Origin of the sequence: Mesorhizobium sp. M0678 (assembly GCF_040320505.1) — a bacterium.
Lineage (GTDB): Bacteria > Pseudomonadota > Alphaproteobacteria > Rhizobiales > Rhizobiaceae > Mesorhizobium.
This window is the reverse complement of record NZ_JAMYPT010000007.1, coordinates 94049-118502: the sequence shown is the minus strand read 5'-3', so window position 1 is coordinate 118502 and position 24454 is coordinate 94049. Positions and strand designations below refer to the sequence as shown.

The 24454-nt window shown below is 62.9% G+C and carries 27 protein-coding genes; 12 read left to right on the top strand and 15 right to left on the bottom strand.

Annotated elements, in window-relative coordinates:
* Window positions 1-55: 55 nt before the first annotated feature.
* The 6 genes from NKI29_RS15175 to NKI29_RS15150 all read right to left on the bottom strand — a co-directional run bounded on the left by NKI29_RS15175 (window position 56) and on the right by NKI29_RS15150 (window position 6048).
* Complete coding sequence (locus NKI29_RS15175) at window positions 56-907, bottom strand: citryl-CoA lyase (protein ID WP_352796610.1); 852 nt, start codon at window positions 905-907, stop codon at window positions 56-58.
* Entirely contained in the window at window positions 904-2088 is a 1185-nt protein-coding gene (locus NKI29_RS15170) for a CaiB/BaiF CoA transferase family protein (RefSeq protein WP_352568210.1), read from the bottom strand. The genes NKI29_RS15175 and NKI29_RS15170 overlap by 4 nt, the downstream gene beginning before the upstream one ends.
* 15 nt (window positions 2089-2103) lie before the next feature.
* Complete coding sequence (locus NKI29_RS15165) at window positions 2104-3627, bottom strand: tripartite tricarboxylate transporter permease (protein WP_352796608.1); 1524 nt, start codon at window positions 3625-3627, stop codon at window positions 2104-2106.
* A 4-nt stretch (window positions 3628-3631) separates the two neighbouring features.
* On the bottom strand, window positions 3632-4165 hold the full coding sequence (locus NKI29_RS15160; protein ID WP_352453996.1) for a tripartite tricarboxylate transporter TctB family protein: 534 nt from the start codon (window positions 4163-4165) through the stop codon (window positions 3632-3634).
* A gap of 158 nt (window positions 4166-4323) precedes the next feature.
* The gene (locus NKI29_RS15155; RefSeq protein WP_352568212.1) at window positions 4324-5301 is read right to left on the bottom strand and encodes a Bug family tripartite tricarboxylate transporter substrate binding protein; all 978 of its coding nucleotides are present in this window, start codon (window positions 5299-5301) and stop codon (window positions 4324-4326) included.
* A 207-nt stretch (window positions 5302-5508) separates the two neighbouring features.
* Entirely contained in the window at window positions 5509-6048 is a 540-nt protein-coding gene (locus tag NKI29_RS15150) for a GNAT family N-acetyltransferase (protein WP_352568213.1), read from the bottom strand.
* 226 nt (window positions 6049-6274) lie between these two features.
* Between NKI29_RS15150 and NKI29_RS15145 the strand changes: the two genes are divergently transcribed.
* The 4 genes from NKI29_RS15145 to NKI29_RS15130 all read left to right on the top strand — a co-directional run bounded on the left by NKI29_RS15145 (window position 6275) and on the right by NKI29_RS15130 (window position 9958).
* Entirely contained in the window at window positions 6275-6730 is a 456-nt protein-coding gene (locus NKI29_RS15145; RefSeq protein ID WP_352568214.1) for a DUF2214 family protein, read from the top strand.
* A 182-nt stretch (window positions 6731-6912) separates the two neighbouring features.
* Window positions 6913-7890: a tripartite tricarboxylate transporter substrate-binding protein gene (locus tag NKI29_RS15140; RefSeq protein WP_352453992.1), complete on the top strand. Its 978-nt coding sequence runs from the start codon at window positions 6913-6915 to the stop codon at window positions 7888-7890.
* 79 nt (window positions 7891-7969) lie between these two features.
* On the top strand, window positions 7970-8437 hold the full coding sequence (locus tag NKI29_RS15135; protein WP_352568215.1) for a tripartite tricarboxylate transporter TctB family protein: 468 nt from the start codon (window positions 7970-7972) through the stop codon (window positions 8435-8437).
* Between the two features lie 9 nt (window positions 8438-8446).
* On the top strand, window positions 8447-9958 hold the full coding sequence (locus NKI29_RS15130) for a tripartite tricarboxylate transporter permease (RefSeq protein ID WP_352588322.1): 1512 nt from the start codon (window positions 8447-8449) through the stop codon (window positions 9956-9958).
* Between the two features lie 34 nt (window positions 9959-9992).
* Here NKI29_RS15130 and nth read toward each other — a convergent pair whose 3' ends face one another.
* Window positions 9993-10814: an endonuclease III gene (gene nth, locus NKI29_RS15125; protein WP_023675282.1), complete on the bottom strand. Its 822-nt coding sequence runs from the start codon at window positions 10812-10814 to the stop codon at window positions 9993-9995.
* 22 nt (window positions 10815-10836) lie between these two features.
* Here nth and NKI29_RS15120 point away from each other — a divergent pair, with 22 nt between their 5' ends.
* On the top strand, window positions 10837-11331 hold the full coding sequence (locus tag NKI29_RS15120; protein ID WP_023675281.1) for a DUF2244 domain-containing protein: 495 nt from the start codon (window positions 10837-10839) through the stop codon (window positions 11329-11331).
* Between the two features lie 245 nt (window positions 11332-11576).
* Here the strand turns inward: NKI29_RS15120 and NKI29_RS15115 are convergent, their stop codons facing one another.
* Window positions 11577-12071: a class I SAM-dependent methyltransferase gene (locus tag NKI29_RS15115; protein WP_352568216.1), complete on the bottom strand. Its 495-nt coding sequence runs from the start codon at window positions 12069-12071 to the stop codon at window positions 11577-11579.
* Between the two features lie 115 nt (window positions 12072-12186).
* Here NKI29_RS15115 and NKI29_RS15110 point away from each other — a divergent pair, with 115 nt between their 5' ends.
* The 5 genes from NKI29_RS15110 to NKI29_RS15090 all read left to right on the top strand — a co-directional run bounded on the left by NKI29_RS15110 (window position 12187) and on the right by NKI29_RS15090 (window position 16498).
* Window positions 12187-13080, top strand: a complete 894-nt coding sequence (locus NKI29_RS15110; protein WP_352568217.1) for a methylated-DNA--[protein]-cysteine S-methyltransferase — start codon at window positions 12187-12189, stop codon at window positions 13078-13080.
* 116 nt (window positions 13081-13196) lie between these two features.
* Window positions 13197-14105, top strand: a complete 909-nt coding sequence (locus NKI29_RS15105; protein WP_352568218.1) for a ribokinase — start codon at window positions 13197-13199, stop codon at window positions 14103-14105.
* A gap of 6 nt (window positions 14106-14111) precedes the next feature.
* Window positions 14112-15572: an amidase gene (locus NKI29_RS15100; RefSeq protein ID WP_352796605.1), complete on the top strand. Its 1461-nt coding sequence runs from the start codon at window positions 14112-14114 to the stop codon at window positions 15570-15572.
* Between the two features lie 98 nt (window positions 15573-15670).
* Window positions 15671-16285: a LysE family translocator gene (locus NKI29_RS15095; RefSeq protein WP_352568222.1), complete on the top strand. Its 615-nt coding sequence runs from the start codon at window positions 15671-15673 to the stop codon at window positions 16283-16285.
* A gap of 78 nt (window positions 16286-16363) precedes the next feature.
* Window positions 16364-16498: a hypothetical protein gene (locus NKI29_RS15090; RefSeq protein ID WP_352568224.1), complete on the top strand. Its 135-nt coding sequence runs from the start codon at window positions 16364-16366 to the stop codon at window positions 16496-16498.
* Window positions 16499-17195: 697 nt separating this feature from the next.
* On the opposite strand, the gene NKI29_RS15085 is transcribed toward NKI29_RS15090, so the two are convergent.
* Window positions 17196-18137 carry a nucleoside hydrolase gene (locus tag NKI29_RS15085; protein ID WP_352453985.1) on the bottom strand — a complete coding sequence of 314 codons (942 nt, stop codon included), beginning with the start codon at window positions 18135-18137 and terminating at the stop codon, window positions 17196-17198.
* A gap of 144 nt (window positions 18138-18281) precedes the next feature.
* Here NKI29_RS15085 and NKI29_RS15080 point away from each other — a divergent pair, with 144 nt between their 5' ends.
* Window positions 18282-18707 carry an Hsp20 family protein gene (locus NKI29_RS15080; protein ID WP_023675270.1) on the top strand — a complete coding sequence of 142 codons (426 nt, stop codon included), beginning with the start codon at window positions 18282-18284 and terminating at the stop codon, window positions 18705-18707.
* 63 nt (window positions 18708-18770) lie between these two features.
* Window positions 18771-19028 carry a BQ00720 family protein gene (locus tag NKI29_RS15075; RefSeq protein ID WP_023675269.1) on the top strand — a complete coding sequence of 86 codons (258 nt, stop codon included), beginning with the start codon at window positions 18771-18773 and terminating at the stop codon, window positions 19026-19028.
* Window positions 19029-19139: 111 nt separating this feature from the next.
* On the opposite strand, the gene ptsN is transcribed toward NKI29_RS15075, so the two are convergent.
* The 6 genes from ptsN to lptC form a co-directional block, all read right to left on the bottom strand.
* Window positions 19140-19604, bottom strand: coding sequence for a PTS IIA-like nitrogen regulatory protein PtsN (gene ptsN, locus NKI29_RS15070; RefSeq protein ID WP_023675268.1), 465 nt, complete (start codon window positions 19602-19604; stop codon window positions 19140-19142).
* A 59-nt stretch (window positions 19605-19663) separates the two neighbouring features.
* Window positions 19664-20248, bottom strand: coding sequence for a ribosome hibernation-promoting factor, HPF/YfiA family (gene hpf / locus NKI29_RS15065; RefSeq protein ID WP_023675267.1), 585 nt, complete (start codon window positions 20246-20248; stop codon window positions 19664-19666).
* Window positions 20249-20539: 291 nt separating this feature from the next.
* Window positions 20540-22066, bottom strand: a complete 1527-nt coding sequence (gene rpoN, locus NKI29_RS15060; RefSeq protein ID WP_352568225.1) for an RNA polymerase factor sigma-54 — start codon at window positions 22064-22066, stop codon at window positions 20540-20542.
* 197 nt (window positions 22067-22263) lie between these two features.
* Window positions 22264-23082 carry an LPS export ABC transporter ATP-binding protein gene (gene lptB / locus NKI29_RS15055; protein WP_023675265.1) on the bottom strand — a complete coding sequence of 273 codons (819 nt, stop codon included), beginning with the start codon at window positions 23080-23082 and terminating at the stop codon, window positions 22264-22266.
* Entirely contained in the window at window positions 23082-23681 is a 600-nt protein-coding gene (locus tag NKI29_RS15050) for an LptA/OstA family protein (RefSeq protein ID WP_023675264.1), read from the bottom strand. Before NKI29_RS15050 ends, lptB begins: the two co-directional genes overlap by 1 nt.
* Window positions 23668-24381 carry an LPS export ABC transporter periplasmic protein LptC gene (lptC, locus tag NKI29_RS15045; protein WP_352568226.1) on the bottom strand — a complete coding sequence of 238 codons (714 nt, stop codon included), beginning with the start codon at window positions 24379-24381 and terminating at the stop codon, window positions 23668-23670. The genes NKI29_RS15050 and lptC overlap by 14 nt, the downstream gene beginning before the upstream one ends.
* Window positions 24382-24454: the final 73 nt, after the last annotated feature.

The window sequence follows — 24454 nt, the reverse complement described above, 5'->3', positions numbered from 1 at the left end:
TGTCGGGATGGAATTGGTTCCAGCGCCCGCCGCCGCCGTCTCTTGAACCGATGCCTCACTGACTGCCATCGTCTTCCTCGGGCAGAGGCCGCGCCGGCGTGCCGGTATAGGCCCACAGCCATTCGCGCGGCAGCGGCCCCTTGTTGCGGTCGCTTTCCTGCGACTGTTCCCACGCATGTGCGAGGATGCCGACCGAGCGCGACAGCACGAAAAGGCCGCGCGTCAGCGGCGGCGGAAAGCCGAGCTCGCCGTAGATGACGGCCGTGGCGCCGTCGATATTGAGCGGGATTTTTTTGCCCTTGCGCCGCGCCACCTCGGCCTCGATCGCCTCGGCGATATCGGCGAAGCGCCCGCTGACGATGCCGCGCGCGGCAAAGTCGCGGGTTAGCTCGATGAGGCGGGGCGCCCGCGGGTCGACCGGATGGAAACGATGGCCGAGCCCGGGCACATAACCGTTTTCCCCGGCAAGGAAACGATCGAGCCGCGCCGACACGGCGTCCGCAAGCGGCATGCCGGCGTCCAGTTTGGCAGCGATGTCTCCGTAGAAGGAAAGCGCCTGTTCGCCGGCGCCGCCATGCACATCGCCAAGCACGTTGACGGCTGATGCCATGGCGCTGTTGATGCCGACGCCGCAGGTGATCGCCATACGGGCGATGGCGATCGACGGCGCCTGCGGCCCATGGTCGACGGCAGCACCCAGCGCGATGCCAAGCAGCGCCGCCTGCTCCTCGCTTGGCGTTTCGCCGCGCAGCATGAGCCAGATCATTGCCGGAAAGCTGACGCGACCGATCAGATCCTGGATTTCATAGCCGCGCAGCCGGATGACGCCGGGGCGCATCTCGATGATGCCGGTCTGCCACCATTCCTCGCCGCGCGCGCGACCAGTCTTGTTTTGCGTTCCGCTCATGCCTTCGCTCTTTTCTTGGCGCGTGGCGGCAGGTCGGCAAAAACCTCGTCCATATGCTCGCCCAGCCCCGGCGGCGGCCTGCTCGGCAAAGGTGCCTTGCCATCGACCATGAAGCCGCCGCGCACCACGGTCAGCGGCTTGTCCATTCCGGACACAGCCTGGAAGCGCGCCGTCATGCCGCGCTCGATCACCTGTTGCTCCTGCAGTATCTGCGGGATTGTCAGCACCCGGCCTGCCGGCACGCCGGCGCGATTGAACGTCTCCTCCCAGGCGGCGGCCGAGCCGCTCGCCAAGGCATCCTCGATCAGCGCTTTCAATGCAATGCGGTTCTGCTTGCGCGTTTCTCGCTCGGCAAAGCGGACATCCGAGGCCAGCTCCGGCCGGCCGATCAATCGGCACAGCGCGATGAACTGCTCCTGCTTGTTGGCTGCGATGTTGAGCAAGCCGTCGCCGGTGCGAAACGCGCCAGACGGTGCGGCCGTCATGTTTTCATTGCCCATCGGCTGCGGCTCGACGTCCGCCGTCAGATAGTTCGACACCGGCCAGCCGAGCGCAGAAAGCGTGCATTCGAGCATCGACACGTCCAGGAACGCGCCCTCGCCTGTCGTCTTCTGCTTGACCAATGCGGCGGTAATGGCGAACGCCCCGACCAGCCCGCCAAGCGTATCGGCAACCGGATAGCCGACACGCAGCGGCGCCGTTTCCGGTGTACCGGTGATGCTCATAATCCCGGAAAGACCCTGGATGATCTGGTCGTAGGCTGGATTGTCGCGCATCGGCCCGGTCTGGCCGAAGCCCGATATCGCACAATAGACAAGGCTTGGCCGGACCTCCTTCAGCCTGGCATGGCCAAGCCCCAGCCGGTCCATTACGCCGGGGCGGAAATTCTCGACCAGCGCGTCGGCCGAAGCGACCAGATCGAGGAAGCGTTCGCGGCCGGCCTCCTGCTTGAGATCGAGCGCCACCGAGCGTTTGCCGGCATTCTGCGCCAGGAACGAAGCGCCCATGCCCGCCCGGTTGAGCTCCGGCGAGGCGCCGAGCTGGCGCGCCAGATCACCGCCTTGCGGCGTCTCGACCTTGATGACGTCGGCCCCGAGCAACGCCAGCTGGTAGGCGCAATAGGGGCCGGCCAGCACATTGGTCAGGTCAAGAACGCGGATGCCGGAAAGCAGGTCTGTCATGACGTCACGAACAGCTCAGGCATCGCCCGGCACGTGCTCCGGTCCACGCATGCGTCTGTGCTCGATGTAGGCCCAGATATGCGGTCCAACCAGCCCGATGAAGGCCAGCGTCAGCAGCGTCAGCGACAGCGGATGCTTGTAGAACACCGTCCAATCGCCGTTGGAGATGGTCATCGCGCGGCGGAACTGCGTTTCCGCAAGCGGCCCGAGAATCATGCCGATGATGACGGGCGCGGTCGGGAAATCGAAACGCCGCATCAGAAAGCCGGCGGCACCGAGCAGATAGAGGATGACGAGGTCGATCGGCGATTGCGAGATGCCGTAAGTGCCAACCGTGGCGAACACCAGGATGCCGGCATAGAGTTGCGGGACCGGGATCTTCAGCAATCGCACCCAGAGCCCGATCAGCGGCAGGTTGAGGACGACGAGGATGAAATTGGCGATGAACAGGCTGGCGATCAGCCCCCACACCAGGTCGGCCTGTGTCGTCAGCAGCAGCGGCCCCGGATTGATACCGTAGCTCTGGAACGCCGACAGCATGATCGCGGCCGTCGCCGAGGTCGGCAGGCCGAGCGTCAGCATCGGCACCAGCACGCCGGCCGCGGATGCATTGTTGGCGGCCTCCGGCCCGGCAACGCCCTCGATGGCGCCGACGGTGCCGAACTCCTCCTTGTGTCTGGAGAGTTTCTTCTCGATCGCATAGGACAGGAAGGTCGGGATTTCGGCGCCGCCGGCCGGCATGGCGCCTATCGGGAAGCCGATCAGGGCGCCGCGCAGCCATGGCCTCCACGAGCGCGACCATTCGGCCGCGGTCATATAGAGCGACCCTTTCAACGGCACGATATCGTCCTTACCGGCATAACGGCGCGAGGCCATGTAAAGCGTCTCGCCAACGGCGAACAGGCCAACGGCGACGACGATGACGTCGACGCCGTCGAGCAATTCGCTCGTGCCGAAGGTGAAGCGCGGCTGCCCCGTCTGCAGGTCGACGCCTATCATGCCGACGACGAAGCCGACGAACAGGCTGGTCAGGCCGCGCACCGACGACGAGCCGAGCACTGCCGAAACCGTGATGAAGGCCAGCACCATCAGCGAGAAATATTCGGCCGGGCCGAAGGCCAGCGCGAATTTGACGACGATCGGCGCCAGGAAGGCAACGCCGATGGTGCCCAGCGTGCCGGCGACGAAGGAGCCGATCGCCGAGGTCGCCAGGGCCGCACCGCCGCGGCCGGAGCGGGCCATCCGGTTGCCTTCCAGCGCGGTGACGATGGTGGCGCTTTCGCCAGGCGTGTTGAGCAGGATCGATGTCGTCGAGCCGCCATACATGGCGCCGTAGTAGATGCCGGCAAACAGGATGAAGGACGCCTCCGGCGCCACCTGATAGGTGATCGGCAACAGCAGCGCGATGGTCAGTGCCGGCCCGAGGCCGGGCAGCACGCCGATCGCAGTCCCCAGCGTGGTGCCGACCAGGCACCATATGAGATTGATCGGCGAGAAGGCGACCGAAAATCCGTGCGCGAGATGGCCGAGCGTTTCCATGGCGTCAGCCCCTCAGCATGGCAACGACCGAATCGACGATCGCGTTCAGCTGGTTTTCGATGAAGCCGGCGCCGATATTGACGCCAAGCGCCCTGGCAAAGCCGAAATAGGCGGCCAGCGCCAGGATCAGCCCGAGCAGCACGTCACGCAGCGGACGCCGGCTGCCGAAACCGTGGCAGATGAGAACGAACATGATGACAGATGCAGCGGTAAAGCCGAGCGGCTGGATTAGCACCAGATTGGCGATCAGTCCGAGGGCGACGATGCCCATCGCCTTCCAGTCGGTCGGCGTCTCCTTTTCGTCCTCCGGCTGCCATCCGCCCCGCAAGGCGGCAATGATGAGCAGCAGCGACAGGATCATCATCCCGGTCATGGTGATGTAGGGAAAGACGGTCGGACCGACCTTGGAATAGAGCGGCGACACCGGGATTGCCAGCGTCTGCCAGGCAACCGCACCGGCACAGGCGAGGAGCCCGACGCCGATCAGCAGTTCGGGCACTGCAAGGCGCGGCGGCGCCGGCTGGTCGCTGGTGCTCATCATCGTCCTCCCAATGTCGGTCCCTTCGGGCCGGTTCTCCTTGGACCGGTCTCACTCGGCCGATCTCGGCGTAGTTTCACCTCCGGCGCCGCGTATGTCCATGCGGCTGGCGAAAGTCGGCAAGGGTTGGCGCAGGCTGCCGCCCCTTGCCGAGAGCATCACGCTAGGCCGAGGTCCTTGAGGATCGTCCCGATGCGGGCCGTGTCTTCTGCGACGAATTTCGCATAATCGTCACCGGTGAGCAGGATCTGCGTCCAGTTGCGGTTCTTGCATTCGGTGGCCCAGGCGTCGCTCTTGGCCATGGTCTCGATCAGCTTGATCATTGCTGCCTTGTCGGCGTCCGAGACGCCGGGCGGTGCGAAGACGCCACGCCAGTTGAACAGCTCGACATCTATGCCGGCTTCCTTCATCGTCGGCGCATCGATTCCCTCCTGGCGTTTATCTGCGGAGATGGCCAGCAGCCGCAGCGCACCCGCCTTGACCTGTTCGGCGAACTCGCCATAGCCGGAGATGCCGGCCGCGACCTGGTTGCCGAGCAGCGCCGAGAGCGCCTCGCCACCGCCGGCAAACGGCACATAGGAGAGATTGGTGGCCGGAACACCGACGGTCTTGGCGATGAGGCCGAACAAGATGTGGTCCGAGCCGCCGGCCGAACCGCCGGCAACGGGAACCTGCGTCGGGTCGGCCTTGAGGGCAGCAACGAAGTCGGCCGCAGTCTTGAACGGCGAGGCGGCCGGCACCACCAGCGCCTCGAACTCGCCGGTGAGGCGGGCGATCGGCGTGACCTCGGTAAGGTTGTTGGCCGCCTTGTTGGCGATAATGGCGCCGACCATGACCATGCCGGCCACCATCAGTGCATTGCCCTTGCCGTTCCACTGGTTGACGAACTGCGGCAGGCCGACGGTGCCGCCGGCGCCGCCAACATTGGTAATCTGCGAGCCGGAGATCAGCTTTTCGCTGCGCAGCACCTGGTCCATGGCGCGCGCCGTCTGGTCCCAACCGCCGCCCGGCGCCGCCGGCACGAAGATCTGCAGCTGCGGTGCGTCCTGCGCGAAAGCGGGGATAAAATGCGATGCCGCGAGCCCGGCAGCACCTGCCGCCGCGGTGCTCATCAAGAATCGGCGTCTGTTCAGCATGGGATTCCTCCAAATCGCGACACCTCCTCCGGTGCCTGCCAGAAACGTGGCCTGACTTCAGACCCGCTCGATAAAATTCATGCAGAGTTTGCGTCCTCCTGTCAAAGACAGAACACTTCGCATGCGGCACAATCGGCCTGCGCGATTTTCAGGCTGGCGAACCGGACGCCCGAAGACGACGTGGCAGGCAGTGCCAAACAGCATCCGTCAGGGTTGCCGCTCCAGCAGGATGGTCGGCTTGCCTTGGTAGACGGTTCGCAGCACTTCGCCATAACCGCATTTTGCCGCGACGTTCAGCGAGCCGGTGTTTTCCGGATCGATGATGCAGACGGTCTTCGCGGCTGCAAATGCCTCATCGCCCCAGGCAAGCACCCGTGCGACGACTTCGCTGGCCAACCCGTGGCCATGCGCGCCCGCAACCAGAGCCCAGCCGGTCTCCGGAATGCCCTCGATCGAGGGCGTCATGTCGCGTTTCAGATCGTGAAAGCCGGCCTCGCCGATGAAGCGGCCGGTGGCCTTTTCCTCGATCGCCCAGAAGCCGTAGCCCAGAAGCGACCACAGGCCGGCGTGGCGCAGGAAGCGCATCCAGCTTTCCTCCCGCGTGCGCGGCTTGCCGCCGATAAAGCGGGTGACGACGGGATCGGCCCACATCGCGACGTAGGCGTCGAAATCGTCAAGCCGGTGCGGCCGCAGGACCGTGCGCGAGGTCTCAATCACTGGGGCGACAATTGTATGCGGACTGGCCATGGTCATGTCTCGGTTGTGTTGCCGGTGCCTAATGCAGGTCTTCCAAAAGTGGGGACAGCGACACGCTCGAGACGGGAAATCCAAATCCGTTGCGAAAAACAAGAGCCAAGGCTGTGTAGATCATCTTCCAGGCTGATGTGAATCCTGCCAGGCGGTGTTAGTTTTTCTCCAGTACTGGTTCAGGCGCATTGGGTTTCGGCGCTGCCGTCCGACAGAGGGGAACAGCATGGACACCACCGACCTTGTGCTTGCCATCTTCCATCATCTGCTGGTGTTTTCGCTGGCAGGCATCATCGGCGCCGAGTTCGTCCTGATCCGCAGCGACTTGTCCGCCGCGACGCTGAAGCGGCTTGTCGGCATCGATCGCCACTACGGCATCATCGCCATGCTGATCATCGTCGCCGGCATCGGCCGCGTCATCCATGGTCTCAAGGGCTGGGAATTCTACGTCTACAACTGGATGTTCTGGGCAAAGATGGCCGCTTTCGCAATTGTCGGCCTGTTGTCGATTATCCCGACCGTCCGATTCCTGTCCTGGAACAGGCAGGCGAGCGCCAGTCCCGGCTTCCAGGTGCCTGCGGCGGAGCTAGCGTCCGTTCGCACCTATGTCCGCACCGAGGCATCGATCTTCCTATTGATCCCGGTGTTCGCGGCGGCGATGGCGCGCGGCTATGGCTACTAGCATAGGTTGGAGGAAGGGCATCGCACGGCCCATCCTTCCCACTCATTTGCGCGGATAGACGTGCAGTTTGCCGTTTGAGCCCGATTGTCATTTGTCGGGTTGCGCTAGTTATTGCTCCATCTACAGTCGGTTTTAGAGGAATCCGCGCAGCGGTTGGCAATCATATCCTGGGAGGAAACACGATGCGAAAATTCGTCGCCGCGCTAGCTGTCGCTGCGGCCGCCATGCTTTACCCACCGGCCGCTGGCGCGCAGACCTACCCCGAACGCACCATCACCATTGTCGTGCCGTTTTCGGCCGGCGGCCCTACTGACACCGTCACGCGTCTTGTCGCGGAAGCCATGTCGAAGGACCTCGGCCAGCAGGTCATCGTCGAGAATGTCGGCGGCGCCGGCGGCACACTGGGCGCGGGCCGCGTCGCAAATGCCGAGCCTGACGGCTACACGCTGCTCCTCCATCACATCGGCATGGCGACGAGTGCTACGCTCTACAGAAAGCTCGCCTACGACACGCTGAACGCATTCGAATATGTCGGCCTCGTCACCGAGGTGCCGATGACCATCGTCGGCCGCAAGGACCTCGAGCCGACCGATCTGAAGGGGCTGGTCGACTACGCCAAGGCCAACAAGGACAGCATCACCGTTGCCAATGCCGGGATCGGTGCCGCCTCGCATCTGTGCGGCATGCTGTTTATGAGCGCCATCGGCACGCCGCTGGTCACCGTACCCTATAAGGGCACCGGCCCGGCCATGACCGATCTTCTCGGCGGCCAGGTCGACATCATGTGCGACCAGACGACCAATACCACCAAGCAGATCCAGGGCGGCACGATCAAGGCTTATGCCGTAACCTCGCCGCAACGGCTAGACGTGCTGCCGGACGTGCCGACGACGATAGAGGCCGGTCTTCCCCAGGTGCAGGTCGGCATCTGGCACGGCATCTATGCACCCAAGGGCACGCCGGCCGAGATCACCGAACGCCTGTCGAAATCTCTGCAGGTGGCGCTGAAGGACCAGAACGTCGTCGCCAGATTTGCCGAACTCGGCACCAAGCCGTCGCCCGAGGCCGATGCCACGCCGGCCGCGCTCAAGGCCAAGCTGGAAAGTGAGATTGCGCGCTGGAAGCCGATCATCGAAGCGGCTGGCCAGTACGCCGACTAAAGGTTTTTAACGGGGCGCCGCCAGCGCCCCGTTTTTACACCGGCATCGGCACGCCCGTGAGGCGGGCCGGGAGGACGCCATGAAACCTTTCGCAATCGACAGAACCAACGGCATATGCGCCGCGCTGTTGATCTTTATTGGCGCCTTTTTCGCGCTGCAGTCGCTGGGCCTCGAAATCGGCACCGCCTTTCGCATGGGGCCGGGCTATTTCCCCCTGGTTCTGGCGATCGTGCTCATTCTGCTCGGCGCCGTCATCCTAGTCGAGGCAGTGCGCTTCGAGAGTGAGCCGATCGGTTACATTGCGTGGCGCGGCATGCTGTTCATCCTGCCTGCTCCGATCTTCTTCGGCCTGACGGTGCGCGGCCTCGGCTTCATCCCGTCGATCTTCCTGACGGCGCTGATCGCATCTTTCGGTAGCGGCCGTATGAAGCCGCTGACTGCACTCGTGCTGTCAGCCGGCCTGACGCTGTTCGCATTCGTCGTCTTCAGCTACGCACTCGGCCTGCCGTTTCGGCGTTTCGGCCCGTGGTTGCCACTGTCGTTGTGAGGAGATGAAATGGAACTCCTCAACAACCTCGCACTCGGCTTTTCGACAGCCACATCTTTGGCAAACCTCGGTTTCTGCCTGATCGGCGTCCTTCTCGGCACGCTGATTGGCGTTCTGCCCGGCATCGGTGCCACCGCAACCATCGCCATGCTGTTGCCGATCACCTTCCAGATCGGCGACCCGGTTTCCTCTCTCATCATGCTCGCCGGCATCTATTACGGCGCGCAGTATGGCGGCTCGACCACCGCCATTCTCATCAACATGCCCGGCGAATCCTCGTCGGCCGTCACCGCAATCGACGGCTATCAGATGGCCAGGAACGGCCGCGCCGGAGCAGCCCTGGCGACCGCGGCGATAGGCTCGTTCTTTGCCGGCACGGTGTCGACCTTCCTCGTCGCCATCTTTGCCCCACCGCTGACGGCGATAGCGCTGAGATTCGGCGCGGCCGAGTATTTTTCGCTGATGATCGTCGGCCTGGTCTCGTCCGTCGCGCTCGCCCACGGCTCGATCGTCAAGGCGCTGGCTATGGTCGTGCTCGGCCTGCTGCTGGGACTTGTCGGCACCGATATCTACACCGGTACGCCCCGCTTCACACTCGGTATCCGCGAATATGCCGACGGGCTGAATTTCGTCGCAGTGGCGGTCGGTGTCTTCGGCGTCGCCGAGATACTGCGCAACCTCGAAAACGAGCATGAGCGTTCCGTGCTGATCCGAAAGATCTCCGGCCTTATGCCGACCCGCGAAGATTTTCGGCGCATGGCGGCTCCCATCGTGCGCGGAACGATCATCGGTTCGGCGCTCGGCATCCTGCCGGGAGGCGGCGCGATCCTTGCCGCCTTTGCCTCCTACACCGTCGAAAAACGTGTCTCGAAAAATCCCGGGGAATTCGGCAAGGGCGCCATCGAAGGCGTCGCCGGACCGGAATCGGCCAACAATGCCGGCGCCCAAACCTCCTTCATCCCGATGCTGACGCTCGGCATTCCGGCCAACCCGGTAATGGCGCTGATGATCGGCGCGATGATCATCCAGGGCATCGTGCCCGGCCCCAATGTCGCCATCGAACAGCCTGCACTGTTTTGGGGTATCATCACCTCGATGTGGATCGGCAATCTGATGCTGATCATCTTGAACCTGCCGCTGATCGGGCTTTGGGTGAAACTTCTTACCATCCCCTACTATGTGCTCTTCCCGATCATCATGGCGTTCTGCTCGATCGGCGTTTACAGCGTCAACACCAACGTCTACGACCTCTATGCCGTCGCCTTCTTCGGCTTGCTTGGCTACCTCCTGACCAAGCTGCGCTGCGAACCTGCGCCGCTGCTGCTCGGCTTCGTGCTCGGCCCGCTGCTCGAGGAAAACCTACGCCGCGCCATGATCCTCTCGCGCGGCGATCCGAGCACCTTCGTGACGCGGCCGATCAGCGCCAGCCTGCTCCTCATCGCGCTTGCCGTGCTCGTCATCGTGTTTCTCCCCGCGGTCAGGAAGAAGCGCGAGGAGGTGTTCGTCGAGGAGAGTTCCTGAATGTGGACGGCGCCACATACGAGGAACTTCAGAGTCACTTGCCGGGCACTGACTCAGTAGCCGCTTCTACTGGCCCGAGCGGCGCGATCTCGACCAGCGGTGCAGGCACGCTGGTCGTCTTTTCCTTGGCCTTGCAGATATCGGCGATGACGCAGGCCGGGCAATCCGGCTTGCGCGCCTTGCAGACATAGCGGCCGTGCAGGATCAGCCAATGATGCGCGTGCCGCATATATTCATCCGGAATGATCTTCAGGAAACCTTGCTCGACCTGTTCCGGCGTCTTGCCCGGCGCCAGGCCGAGCCTGTTACCGATGCGGAAGATGTGCGTGTCGACCGCCATCGTATGCTGGCCGAATGCCACGTTGAGCACGACGTTGGCGGTCTTGCGGCCGACACCCGGCAGCTCGACCAGTTGATCGCGATCCTCAGGCACCTCGCCGCCATGGTCGCGGATCAGCGCCTCCGACAGCGCGATGACGTTCTTGGCCTTGTTGCGCCATAGCCCGATGGTGCGGATATGGTCGCCGAGCTTGGCCTCGCCTAGCGCCAGCATCTTTTGCGGCGTGTCGGCGATTTTGAACAGCGCCCGCGTCGCCTTGTTGACGCCGGCGTCCGTCGCCTGAGCCGAAAGCACCACCGCCACCAACAGCGTGAAGGCGTTGATATGTTCGAGCTCGCCCCTCGGTTCCGGCCGCTGAACGGAAAAGCGCCGGAAAATCTCATGCACCTCGGCCGCGCTGTAAAGCGCCCGCGATCTCGCCGGCCGCGGACGCGGCTTGACGTTCGAGCCGTCGCGGCGGCCGGGCAACAGGTCTTTTTTTAGCGCAGAAGAGTTTTTGGGCTTGGGGCTTGTCATTGCCTTCCTATAATATTCCCCAATGAGCGACACAAACGCCTCATTTCAGGCCGACGAGCCATTTTTCCAGGCGCTGCTGACACCGCACCGGTCGCTGGGCAAGACCGGCTTTGCCATCCTGATGGGCGCCCTGCTGTTCGGCTGGCTGGTGACCGGAGCTTTTTTTCTGTCGCGCGGCGCCTGGCCGGTGTTCGGCTTCTTCGGCCTCGACGTGATCGCCGTCTACATCGCCTTCCGCGCCAATTATCGTGCCGCCCGGGCTCGCGAGGAGGTATCGGTGTCGCGCACCAGCCTCGACATCCGCAAGACTGCCCCGTCAGGCAAATCGGAAGCACACCGCTTCAATCCGTTCTGGGCGCGCTTTTCGATCGCCCGCCACGCCGAGATCGGCATCACCAGAATGGCGGTCGAGGCGCAAGGAAAAACCGTCTCGATCGGCGGCTTCCTCAACCCTGCCGACCGCGAAAGTTTTGCCACCGCATTTTCGCGCGCTCTGGCAGCCGCCAAGGCGCGCTGAGCCAGCGTTTCAGAACCGATAGCGCAACAGCCTGCCGATCTTGCGCAATGCTGGAATATATTTCCAAAGGCGAACGAACAGTTTCGCGAACCAGCGCATGCGAGCGGCATGTTCCGGCTTATAGGCAGGGATGTCCTCGACGAACCGCAGCTTCGGAACGGCTCGCTCCAATTCATGCGGGTTCTCGATGCTCCAGTGGACCTCGGCGCCGGTGGCGCGGAAGGAGGAATTGAGGCGAATGATCTTCAGTCCCAGGCGACTATAGTCAGGCCTTCCGCCACGACTATGGCCGGGCGATCCCGAGGTACTTTGTTCAGCCATCCAGGTTCGGTGACCGACGAAGCGATCAGATGGTAGTGATCCCGCACTGGATAGAGCTTGCGCCTGAGATCGATGACTTCGGGATAGTCGACGTCGAACCAGTCCACGCCGGCTGGCGGGTCGATACGGAATATGCGCGTATCGAGCCCACACCCGAGATGCAGTACGATGGCGTCAGGATTTCGGGCGAGAAAGTCCTGAACGCAGACGTCCAGCGTCTTTGCCCTGATTGCTAGACCGATGCCGAGATTGTTGTCGACCTTGAGCCGTGAGAAATCATAGTCGATGTTGCGCACCGCCTCGTCGGCAAAGTAGTCCCTGAGCAGCGAATTGGGCAGCCGGCTCTCCAGCGCCTTGCCGTAAAGTGTCAAAAGCAAAGTCTCCTTTGCCCCGGTCAGGTTTACTTTTTCACCAGCCACGACCGTCCTCCCCATTCAAAGCCCAGCTCTATCTGGGTACATGCCGCGGGAAAGCAAGTTTCGGGTGGTGATCGGCGCCGCGAAGGACGATATTCGCACTCAAGGAGATACTGCCATGAACGCCCAAATGCCTCTCAAAACGACAGCAATCCTTCAGAAAGACATCACGCCTGAAGGTGGAGACTACGAAATCGTCCGTCGTGCCATCGAAAAGATCAGCCTCGACTATCGCGACCAGCCTTCGTTGGAAGTGCTGGCCGAGGAGGTCGGCGAGACGCCGACCGGGCTGCAGAAGCTGTTCACCCGCTGGGCCGGCCTGTCGCCCAAGGCTTTTCTGCAGGCCGTCACCCTCGATCATGCGCGCAAGCTGCTCGATGCCGGCATGCCGCTGCTTGAAACCTCGTTCGAACTCGGCATGTCCGGCCCAGGCCGGCTGCACGATCTGTTCGTCACCCACGAAGCGATGTCGCCGGGCGATTACAAGACCCGCGGCGCAGGGCTCACCATCCGCTACGGCTATCATATCTCGCCTTTCGGCATCGCGCTGATCATGGTGACGGACCGCGGCCTTGCCGGCCTCGCCTTCAACGACCCAGGCGGCGAGCGTGCGGCCTTTGCCGACATGTCCAGCCGCTGGCCGAATGCGACCTATGTCGAGGACATGGCTGCAACGGCGCCCTATGCCGCGCGCATCTTCGATCCGACGCTGTGGCGCGCCGACCAGCCGCTGCGCGTCGTCATGATCGGCACCGACTTCCAGGTCCGCGTCTGGGAAGCCTTGCTGCGTATTCCGATGGGCCAGGCCTGCACCTATTCCTCAATCGCCGCGCGCATCGGCGCACCGAGCGCCAGCCGGGCTGTCGGTGCCGCGGTCGGTGCCAATCCGATGTCCTTCGTCGTGCCGTGCCACCGGGCTCTCGGCAAGTCCGGTGCGCTCACCGGCTACCATTGGGGCCTGACCCGCAAACGCGCCATCCTCGGCTGGGAGGCGGGACAGGTCTCTTCTTGAATAGCCAACAAATGGAACGATAGGAGCGATGCAAGGACCGCTAGGGTGACAAGCAGCGATCTTACGGAGTAGCTTCCCGCGCAATTAGAGTGGTATGCGCTAGCGGGAGGCACTTCTTGATCGTCGTCATCGGCTCCATCAATCTCGATCTCATCGCAAGTGTCGACCGCTTGCCCGGTCCCGGCGAGACCGTGCGCGGCTCCGGTTTCGCTACCGCCCCCGGCGGCAAGGGCGCCAACCAGGCGCTGGCCGCCGCCCGCGCCGGCGCCAAGGTGCGCATGGTCGGCGCGGTCGGCAAGGACAGCTTCGCCAGCGACGCTCTGGCGCTGCTGCGCGACGGCAAGATCGACCTGTCCGGCGTCGGCGAGACCTTTGCCTCGACCGGTACCGCGTTGATCATGGTCGGCGCCGACGGCGAGAACGTGATCGCCGTTGTGCCGGGCGCTAATGATTCGGTCGTGCCGGGTGACCTTTCCAAGGCTTTCGTAAAAAACGGCGACGTCGTGCTGCTGCAACTGGAGATCCCGCTGCAGACCGTCGAGGCAGCACTCGACGCGGCAAGCACGGCCGGCGCGATCACAGTGCTCAACACCGCACCTTTCCATGGCGACGCGGCCGGCTTCCTCGGCAAGGCCGACTATCTCGTCGCCAACGAAACCGAGTTCGACCTCTATGGCGAAGCGCTGTCGTTGAATGGCCGCGACCGCCCGGCACGGATGCGCGACTATGCCGCGAGAACCGGGCGCACCATCGTCGTCACGCTTGGCGCGGACGGCGTTCTGGCGGCAACGCCGGACGATCTCCTGATGGTTCCGGCGCTGAAGATCAGTCCGCTCGATACGGTCGGCGCCGGCGACACGTTCTGCGGCTATTTTGCAGCCGGGCTGGCAGCCGGCCTGCCGCTCGACCAGGCGCTTGCCCGCGCTGCCGCAGCCGGTTCGCTGGCCTGCCTGAAGGCCGGTGCACAGCCGGCCATCCCGCTGGCCAGGGACGTCGATGCCGCCCTGCAGAAATCTGCAGGCTAAAGCGGGATGACAGCCATGCGCCCGACGACCAAGCATGCGGTGCCGCCCGCCGGCGACATCTGCCGCCTGTCTGCCGTGGAGCTTGCCGAGAAGATCAGGCGCCGGCAGCTTTCGGTGCGCGAAGTGGTCGCGGCATTCCTCGACAGGATCGAGGCGGTGAACCCGCTGGTCAACGCTATCGTTTCATTGCGTGAGCGTGCCGACATCCTGCGCGAGGCCGACAGCGCGGACGCTCACCTGGCGCGAGGAGTAGATACCGGATCGCTGTTCGGCCTGCCGATCGCGATCAAGGATCTTGCGCTGACATACGGCCTGAGAACCACCTTCGGCTCGCCGATCTTCGCCGATTTCGTGCCTGAGGAAGACGACTTCTTCGTCGAGCGCGTCCGTAAAGCCGGCGCGATCATCATCGGCAAGACCAACGTTCCCGAATTCGGGCTCGGCTCCAACACCTACAACACCGTGTTCGGACAGACGCTCAACGCATTTGACCCGGCGCTGACCGCCGGCGGCTCGAGCGGCGGTGCGGCGGTCGCGCTGGCGCTCGACATGGTTCCCGTTGCCGATGGCAGCGATTTTGGCGGTTCCCTGCGCAATCCCGCTGCCTACAACAATGTCTATGGCTTCCGTCCATCGCAGGGATTGGTGCCGGCCGGCCCTGACCTTGATGTGTTTCTTGCGCAAATGGGCGTCGAAGGGCCGATGGGGCGTAACGTGCGTGACATGGCGTTGCTGCTCGACGTTCAGGCCGGCTATCATCCTCGCGCGCCGCTGTCGCATGATAAGCCAGGCTCGTTCCTCGAAGGGCTGGAAGCACCGGCGCCCGGCGGGCGCATCGCCTGGCTCGGCGATCTCGAAGGCCATCTGCCGGTTGAAGCAGGCATTCTACAGCTTTGCGAGGCAGCACTCGACCGGTTCGCGGTTGTATCCTTCGAGGCCGAGCCGCTGATGCCGGGATGCGACTTCGAAGCCCTGTGGCAGGCCTTTGTAACGCTTCGCCAGGCGAGCAGCGGTTGTGCACTCAAGGCGCATTACGACGATCCCTCGAAACGCAGTCTGCTGAAGCCGGAGGCCGTTTGGGAGGTGGAACATGCACTGCGCCTCACCGCGCCGCAGATCCACGCCGCCACGGTGAGGCGCTCGTCCTGGCATCGAATGCTGCTGTCGCTCTTCGAGCGTTTCGACCTGATTGCGCTGCCAGCCGCACAGGTCTTTCCCTTCGATGTCGTCACCCACTGGCCAAGGGAAGTGGCCGGGCGTGCCATGGACAGCTATCATCGCTGGATGCAGGTTTCAGCGTTCGCCACGCTGGGCGGCTGCCCGGCGGTCAACGTACCGGCGGGCTTCGACGCCAGGGGCAGGCCGATGGGCATGCAATTGATCGGGCGGCCGCGCGGTGACCTCTCAGTGCTGAGGGCGGCTGCGGCCTATGAGGCAACGCTGCCATGGCAGGCCGGCGCCTGCTGAAATCAACTCCGCATTGTCGGCGCCGACTTGCACGCAACTCATCGCCATGCATTGATCGCGACAGCGCGCCGCACGAGCGGCATCTGTGGAGGGAAAAAATGTCGCTGGAACTCTACGCCACCTATGTCGTCGCCTGCATCGTCATCATCCTGGTGCCGGGGCCGACGGTGACGCTGATCATTGCCAACAGCATCCGCCACGGCTCGCGCGCCGGGCTCGCCAATGTCGCCGGCACCCAGGCCGGGCTAGCCATCATGATCGCCATCGTCGGCATCGGGCTGACCTCGCTGATCGCCGGCATGGGCCACTGGTTCGAATGGGTCCGGCTGATCGGCGCCGCTTACCTGATCTGGATGGGCGTGCAGATGTTCCGCTCGAAAGGCAAGCTTAACGCCGACGGATCGGCAAAAAGGCCGCGTGGCGGCTTCTTTTTGCAGGGGCTGCTGGTGGCGATCAGCAATCCAAAGACACTGGTGTTCTTCGGCGCCTTCTTTCCGCAGTTCATCGCGCCTGAAGGCAATTACGCGTTACAGATCGGCGTCATGGGTTTCACTGCGATGATCTTCGCCGCCGTCTCGGATTCGACCTACGCGCTGGCCGCCGGCCGCGCCGGACGCCTGCTGTCGGCCGGCCGCGTCAAGCTCTTGTCGAGGATCAGCGGCAGCTTCCTGGTCGGCGGCGGCCTGTGGCTGGCGTTTTCCAAGGCGAAGTAACGGCCGCGAGCCCGGCGACGCCAACAGCAGCATCCTGGAATAGGAAGGCCGATTGAAAGTCGGCCTTCAGGCCACCACATGGATCAACAGTTGGGGATTCATGTCTATGCCGTGGACTTACGCGGGTTTGAAAAGGAACGCGTTTGGCGTGATCCTGTTCATTGGTTTGTTCGCGGCGATGGTTCCGTCGGCTCTGAACAAATGGGCGAATGACGCAAGTCCGATCCGGTCGGTCGACCGGTCGATGCAACGATCAAAAGTGGACAGGGTAAAGGGCGCAATATCCAATATCTGCTGGTCCTTGAGAACGGTTCGACGGTCCTCGTTTACGACGACCTCCCGCATCTGATCGGCTCGCGCGTAGGCATCGAGCGCGTCACGCGCGACAATGGCTTCGTCTTTTACCGGTTTGCAAATTGAACGACGATCGATCGATAAGCTGTTTTCAAAGGTGAAGCGAGTGACATGGCTTTTTCGGGGAATCGCTCTTGAACAATGCCCCTATGCTACTCAACTCTAAGATATGGGGCCGACAAATATTTCTCTTAGAACCCGCATTCTTTTGCTTCGGGAAGAGTTTCGCGACAGAGTTGTTGGCATCACAATTTTGTGCGCGCTCGCTCTCGCGATCGCTGTGCCGATTGTAACTAGGCAGAACAGTCCGATCACTGGCACACAACTCGTAGGACGCACCGTCGAAGATGTTGCGACGATGCCTCTAAATCCGAAAGGTTCCGTCGGACATGGACTTTATTATAGATATGAAGTCCGCCTCCATGACGGCAACGCTCGGATATTTGTCGATGGTGAGGTGGAAACACCCCACATGATCGGATCGGAAGTCTCGATCGAAGAACAGCAACGCCAGGACGGTACCACCACCTACCGCCTGCTCAACTACTGAGCAGCCCTAAAGCCGCCCCAGCCTTTCCAGCAACAGCGCGAAAAACGCATCATGGTCGATGTCGCGCATTACCATGGCGTTCTTCGGCCGCTTGGTCACCCCCCACCAGTCGATCACCGTCATGCCCATCGTGAGCTCCGAGGCGGTTTCCACGCTGACATTGCAGTTGCGACCCTTGAACAGCTTCGGCTTCAGCAGATACGCGATCACGCAAGGATCGTGCAGCGGGCCGCCGTCGGTACCGTATTTCTCCTCGTCGAAACGTTCGAAGAATTCCAGCATGTCCGCGGTGGCCGTGCCGACCCTGGTGCCGAGCTTGCGGAAGGCCTTCGTGCGCTTGGCGGTGGTCAGCGCCTTGTGGGTGACGTCCAGCGGCATCATCACGATCGGAATGCCGGATTTGAACACGACATCGGCGGCATGCGGATCGACATAGATGTTGAACTCGGCGGTCGGCGTGACGTTGCCGCCCTCGAAGAAGCCGCCGCCCATCAGCACGATTTCCTTGATGCGCGGCGCGATTTTCGGCTCGCGGATCAGCGCCAACGCAATGTTGGTGAGCGGCCCGAGCGCGCAAAGCGTGATCGTGCCGCTCTCCTCCCTCATCAGTGTCTCGACTATGAAATCGACCGCATACTCTTCCTGCAGTTTCATCTTTGGTTCGGGCAGTTGCGGCCCGTTGAGGCCGGTCTTGCCATGCACTTCCTCGGCGGTGACCAGTTCGCGCGCCAGCGGCCGGATGGCGCCTGCATAGACCTTGACGTCCGGCCGGCCGGCCAGCTCGCAGATCTTGCGGGCGTTTTTTTCGGTAAGTTTCAACGGCACGTTGCCGGCCACCGCGGTGATGCCGACGATCTCCAGCTCGGCGCTGCCGAGCGCCAGCAATATGGCGACGGCATCGTCCTGGCCGGGGTCAGTGTCGATGATGATCCTGCGGGATTGGGGCATTTCAATTCCTTGTTTTGGCAAGTCTTTTTGGGCGGGACGTGTGACGGCTTGAAGTCTGCCGGGCGGCGGACCATATCAAGACCATCGGGAAAAATGCCATCCGGGTTTTTCCACTTTATGTCGCTCTTGAGAGGACACTGTAACATGAGCCGAATGACGCCTTTTTCCAGCCCGCTTCTCCTCGGTTTCGATTCCATGGAAAAGACGCTGGAGCGCTTGGCAAAGTCCGGTGACAGCTATCCTCCCTACAACATCGAGCGCCTCAGCGGTGCCGACGGCAAAACCGAAAGGCTGCGTATCACGCTCGCCGTCGCCGGTTTCGCGGAAAGCGATCTCGATGTCACAACGGAGGAGAACCAGTTGGTCGTGCGCGGCCGTCAGAACGACGACACCGAGCGCGAATTTCTCCACCGCGGCATCGCCGCGCGCCAGTTCCAGCGCTGTTTCGTGCTGGCCGACGGCATGCGGGTGATTGCGGCGGAATTGAAGAACGGCCTTCTGTCGATCGATCTCGATCGGCCGGAATCCGAACGGCTGGTACGAAAAATAAACATATCGGTGAAAGACTGATTTTTGCCGATAGCTCTCATGCGGGATGGCCTTGAGCGGCGTCTCGCGGCAAGGAGGCTTGAAATGACCAGAACTAACGAGAATATCATCATGACCAGCGGCGAATTCGCCCATCTCGGCGAAGGTTCGGTCGCCTATCTCAGGAAAGTGTCGAGCGACGATCTGCGCGGCCGTTTCCCGGGCCTCGGCGAAATCGCGCCGGGTCTGGAACTGTGGGCCCTGTTTGCCGCTAATGGCCAGCCGATCCTGCTTTCGGACGCTCGCGACCGGGCACTGGCTGGCGCGCTGGAAAACGATCTGACCCCGGTCGCTATCCACTAACGTCGCTATCCACCAACATTGGCGCCATCGACTGACAAATACGGCGCAGCGATCTGGCTGGAAACGGACAGGGCCGCTCACGGCGGCCCTTCAAAGGATTTAATCAAAACCTCAAGCGGCGTGCGAGGCCTGCGTGTCCGACAGCAGCGCATGGATGGCCACGGCGTCGCGCGTGCCCCTGATCTTGGCAACCGTGTCGGCGTCGCGCAGCACCCGCGCGATGCGCGACAGCGCCTTGAGGTGGTCGGCGCCGGCACCTTCGGGAGCCAAAAGCAGAAACACCAGGTCGACCGGCTGATCATCGAGGGCCTCGAAGTCCACCGGTGTCTCCAGCCGGGCAAAAACGCCGGCGATCCGCTTCACCCCAGCCAGCTTGCCGTGCGGAATGGCGATGCCGTTGCCGACGCCGGTGGAGCCGAGCCGCTCGCGTTGCAGGATGGTGTCGAACACCTCTCGCTCCGGAATGCCGGAAATTGCCGCCGCCCTTTCGGACAGCAATTGCAGCAGCTGCTTTTTGGAGTTCGCCTTCAACGCCGGCATGATTGCCGGAACGCTGACGAGATCGCTCAGATCCATGCTTGAAATCCCTTGTTCGCCTGCCGTCGCCAGTCCCCACGCTCGCGTGCGGCTGGTCTTTACCCCTGCGCGACCTTGGCCGTGGACGGGTCGATCCAGCCGATATTCCCGTCCGGCCGGCGATAGACGATGTTGAGATGGTCATTTCCGGCATTGCGGAAGACCAGGACCGGGCTGTCCTTGGTGTCGAGTTCGATCACCGCTGACGCCACCGACATGGTCCGCAGCGTCATAGTCGATTCGGCGACGATGGCCGGCGCGAAATTCTCCGGTATGTCCTCCTCGTCGTCGGCAAGCGGCGCCATCACCGTATAGGCGACGTCGGTGAGCTCGCCGTTGCTATTGCCTGAATTGTGCGACTTCAGCCGGCGCTTGTAGCGCCTGAGGCGCGTTTCCAGACGGTCTGCCGCGGTATCGAAGGCAAGCGTTGGATCCTGGGCATCGCCGGTCGCCTGCAGCGAAGCACCGGAGTCCAGCCGGATCATGCAATCGGCCGTGTAGCGCGACCCCGATTTGACGACTACGATTTGCCCTGAAAAGCCCCGATCGAAATATTTCCCGATCACTTCCCCGACACGGTCGTTGATGCGCGTACGGAACGCATCGCCGATATCCATGTGTTTTCCCGATATGCGCAGTGTCATCTGAAAACTGACCTTCCTTGCTCAGGCTTCAAACTGTCCCGAGTTTATACTCGTGGTCCGCGCGCACAAGCTTTTGCGGCGTCACTTGCGCCGATTTTAGATCCGAACTTTCCGGTTGATCACAAGCCGCCTTCTTGGCCGTCCCGTGGCCTACGTCGTGACGGACCATCTCTCGTGCGGGCATCGGCGAACTCAAATCCACTCGCCAGCCCGTCTCATGCGGGCGGGCTTCTAGCCACTTCGTCGCCGCTTGTCAATGAAGGGCGAAAGCTGTGGAAATTCCGCCGGAGATCAACGGCCGGCGCTGGCCAAAGCGCGTTTTTCGCGCCGCCGCTGCACCGAAGAGGGTATGTTCATGCCTTCCCGGTATTTGGCCACCGTGCGCCTGGCGATGTCGACGCCGCTTTCCCGCAGCATGTCCACGATGGCATCGTCGGAAAGCACATCGATGGCTTTCTCCTCGTCGATCAGCTGCTTTATGCGGTCGCGCACCGCTTCCGACGAATGCGCATCGCCGCCACCTGACGAAGCGATCGAGGCGGTGAAGAAATAGCGCAGCTCGAACACACCGCGCGGCGTCAGCATGTATTTGTTTGCCGTGACCCGGCTGACCGTTGATTCGTGCATGCCGATGGCGTCCGCCACCGTGCGCAGGTTGAGCGGCTTCAGGTGCCGCACGCCGTGGACGAGAAAAGCGTCCTGCTGGCGCACGATCTCAGAGGCCACCTTGAGAATGGTCTTCGCCCGCTGGTCGAGGCTGCGCGTGAGCCAGTTGGCGTTCTGCAGGCATTCGGCAAGGAAATCCTTTTCCGCCTGGTTTTTCGCATGTGGCGTGACCTGGGCGAAATAGATGTGATCGACCAGCACGCGCGGCAGCGTCTCGGCATTGAGCTCGACCGTCCAGCTGCCGTCATTGGCTGCACGCACCTCGACGTCGGCCACGATCGCATCGCTGGCACCGCGCGAAAACGCCATTCCAGGCCGCGGGTCGAGCGCCCGGATCTCGGCCAGCATGTCGAGCAGATCCTCCTCGTCGACGCCGCAAATCCGCTTCAGCGTCTGGAAATCGCGCCGTGCCAGGAGTTCGAGATTGGCGATCAGCACCTTCATCGCCGGATCGAGCCGGTCGCGCACGGCCAGCTGCAGCAACAGGCATTCGGCGAGGTCGCGGGCGAATATGCCGGCTGGCTCAAATGTCTGGCAGACCGCCAGGACCGGTGCCATCGCCGTGGCGTCCGTGCCGAGGCGGGCGGCGATCTCGGCCATGTCGGCACGCATGTAGCCGGCCTCGTCGAGGCCGTCGGCAAGCTCGCCGGCGATCAGGCACGCCGCCGGATCAGCAAAGGCGAGCGCCACCTGCTCGCCGACATGGTCGCGCAGCGTGATGGCCGCCGCCGCCATATCCGCGACGTCGAAGCCGTCGGAGGAAGAGGTGGAGCCGTTGCCGGACGCCGATTTCCATTGTGCCGTCAGGTCGGGCCCGAGCCGCTCGCTCGTACCAGGATCGTCAGGAAACAGGTTTTCCAGCGACGTATCGAGCTTTTCCGAGATCGCCTCGGCGCTCCACGCCGTTTCCGCCTCGAACCAGTCGCCGTCGGCAGCCGGTTCCGATGCGGCGTCGCCCTTCTGCGCCTGGTCGCTGGCGGCGTCCTCCTGCGGTTCGGCGCGTTCCAGCAGGGGATTGCGTTCGATCTCGTCGTCGATGAAGCGTTCCAGCTCGAGATGGGTGAACTGCAGCAGGCGGATCGACTGCATCAGCTGCGGCGTCATCACCAGCGACTGCGACTGTCGTAGCTGTAGTTTTGCCGCCAACGCCATGGTTCGGTTTCAAACGCTCCGTCTACGCACCCGCACTGCTGGAAGGAATTTTCCAGGCCAGCATAGAAACTGGCCCGGCTTTTGCTTGTCAAGGCGAGGAGCGGTAAAACTCGCCTGTCGGAGCGTTTTCAGGCAGAAAATTGAAGAAAAAGCTGCTGGACTACGCCGGAAATCCCGCTCGAGCCGGAATTTCGCACTTAGAGCGTAAATCCCTCGCCGAGATAAAGCCGCCGCACATCGGCATTTGCGACCACTTCGTCGGCTCGACCATGGGTCAGCACCTGGCCGGCATGGATGATGTAGGCGCGGTCGATCAGGCCAAGTGTCTCGCGGACATTGTGGTCGGTGATCAGAACGCCGATGCCACGTGCCGTCAAGTGGCGCACGAGCTGCTGGATGTCGGCGACGGCGATCGGATCGATGCCGGCGAAAGGTTCGTCGAGCAACATGTAGGCGGGGCGGGTTGCCAAGGCGCGGGCAATTTCGAGGCGTCGCCGCTCACCGCCGGAGAGCGACAGCGACGGAGCCTTGCGCAGATGGCTGATGTGAAATTCCTCGAGCAATTCGTCGAGCAGGCGCTCACGCTCCTTGCGGCTCTTTTCGACCACTTCGAGCACGGCCCGGATGTTTTGCTCGACATTCAGGCCGCGAAAAATCGAGGCTTCCTGCGGCAGATAGCCGATGCCGAGACGGGCGCGGCGATACATCGGCATCGACGTGACGTCGAAACCGTCGATTTCGATCGTGCCTTCATCGACCGGCACCAGGCCGGTTACCATGTAGAAACAGGTCGTCTTGCCGGCGCCGTTGGGGCCGAGCAGCCCAACCGCCTCGCCGGCGCGCACGCCCAGCGTCACGCCGCTGACGACTTTGCGGCCCTTGTAGCTTTTGGTCAGCCCCTTGGCGATCAAGGTTCCCTTGAACTTTGCCGCTTCGACGGTGACCCTGGCCGGTGCCGCAAGTTGGCTGGCGGCGCGCCCTGGAAGACGCGCCAGCAGCGACGATATGCCGGTCATCAGGGTTTCGCTGCTCCAGACTTCGCCGGCGGCGTGATCGACATCATGACGCGGCCGCCGCAGGCGTCGACCTGGGCAAGGCCGCTCTTCATCTGCACAGTGAGCTTGCAGCCGACAAGCACGTTGTCGCCTTGCGAGAGCACGACCTTGCTGCCCGAAAGCACCAGCACTTCGGTCTTCATGTCGAAAGTGCCGCGGTCGCCGGTGGCAACCTGATTGTCCGATTTGATGTAGACCTTATCGTCGACCTCGAGATGGTCGATGTTGGCGGATCCGGTCATTGCCGCGGCACCCGCCGGCTGGGCGCTTTTGGCGGCGCCTGCATCCCTGACGTAATAGACCGTCATTTTGCCGGCCTTGAGCACAGTTGGACCCTGGACGACGTTGACGTTGCCGGTGAAGACGGCAACGCTTTCCGCTTGGCGCACCTCGAGCTTGTCGCTTTCGATCTGGATCGGCTTGTCGCCCGACAGCCTGAGGCCGGACATTTGGCTGGTGGCCTTGGACTGCGCCAGCGACGGCGCCGTCCCCAAGGTCAGCCCCAAGGTTAGCAACGCCGAAATCGCGGCGAGGCGCCGTGCCGAACTACTGAACCGCATTGGTCTCTCCGCTCTTTGCCTCTGCCGCCTTCAAACTGGCGGGATCGATGTCGACGCGCACCTTGTTCTCGAAAACCAGGACCTTGCCATTGTCCTGGACCGACATCGAATCCGCCCTGATCCGCGACCCGCCGCGGCTGACATCGACGGGCTCGCTTGTCTTCATAGTGCCTTCGCCCATGTCGAGATAGACTGATTTGAATTTTGCCACCACACCATCCGTCGTCGACACGGTCACATCGCTGGTCAGGCTGAGCGTGTTGCCGTCGCGATCGTAGGTGCCGTGCGTGGCGTTGATGGCGGCCGTGTTGTCGGCCGCAATCGGCAGCTTGGCCTTGATGCCTTCCAGATCGATGATGCCCTGTTTGCTGACGTCCTGTATGGCGCGCAGGGCCGTCATCGAATAGGGCAGGTCCTGCTTGGTGAAGCCGTTGAGCTTGGGATTGGCCATCACCAGCTTGCCATCGGCAAAGGCGCCGCCGTCGGCCTGCACCTCGATTGCAGCGGGAGCCATGAGATAGGAATAGACCGGAAACGCGACCGCAATCACGGCAGCGACCAGCGGCACGGCCAGCTTGAGGATACGGACCCGGCGCGAATGACGCTGCGCAACGTCAAACGCGTCGACCCGCGCCCGGCCTGCGGCCTTGGGAGCCAACTCCGTCTCGGTGTTGGTCGGTTCGATTGGTCCCGCTAACATGACTGCTTCTTCTAAACCCCTGCCCGCCAGGCCGCCCTATAGGTGGGGTGCCGGCGCCCTCAAGCAAGCACAA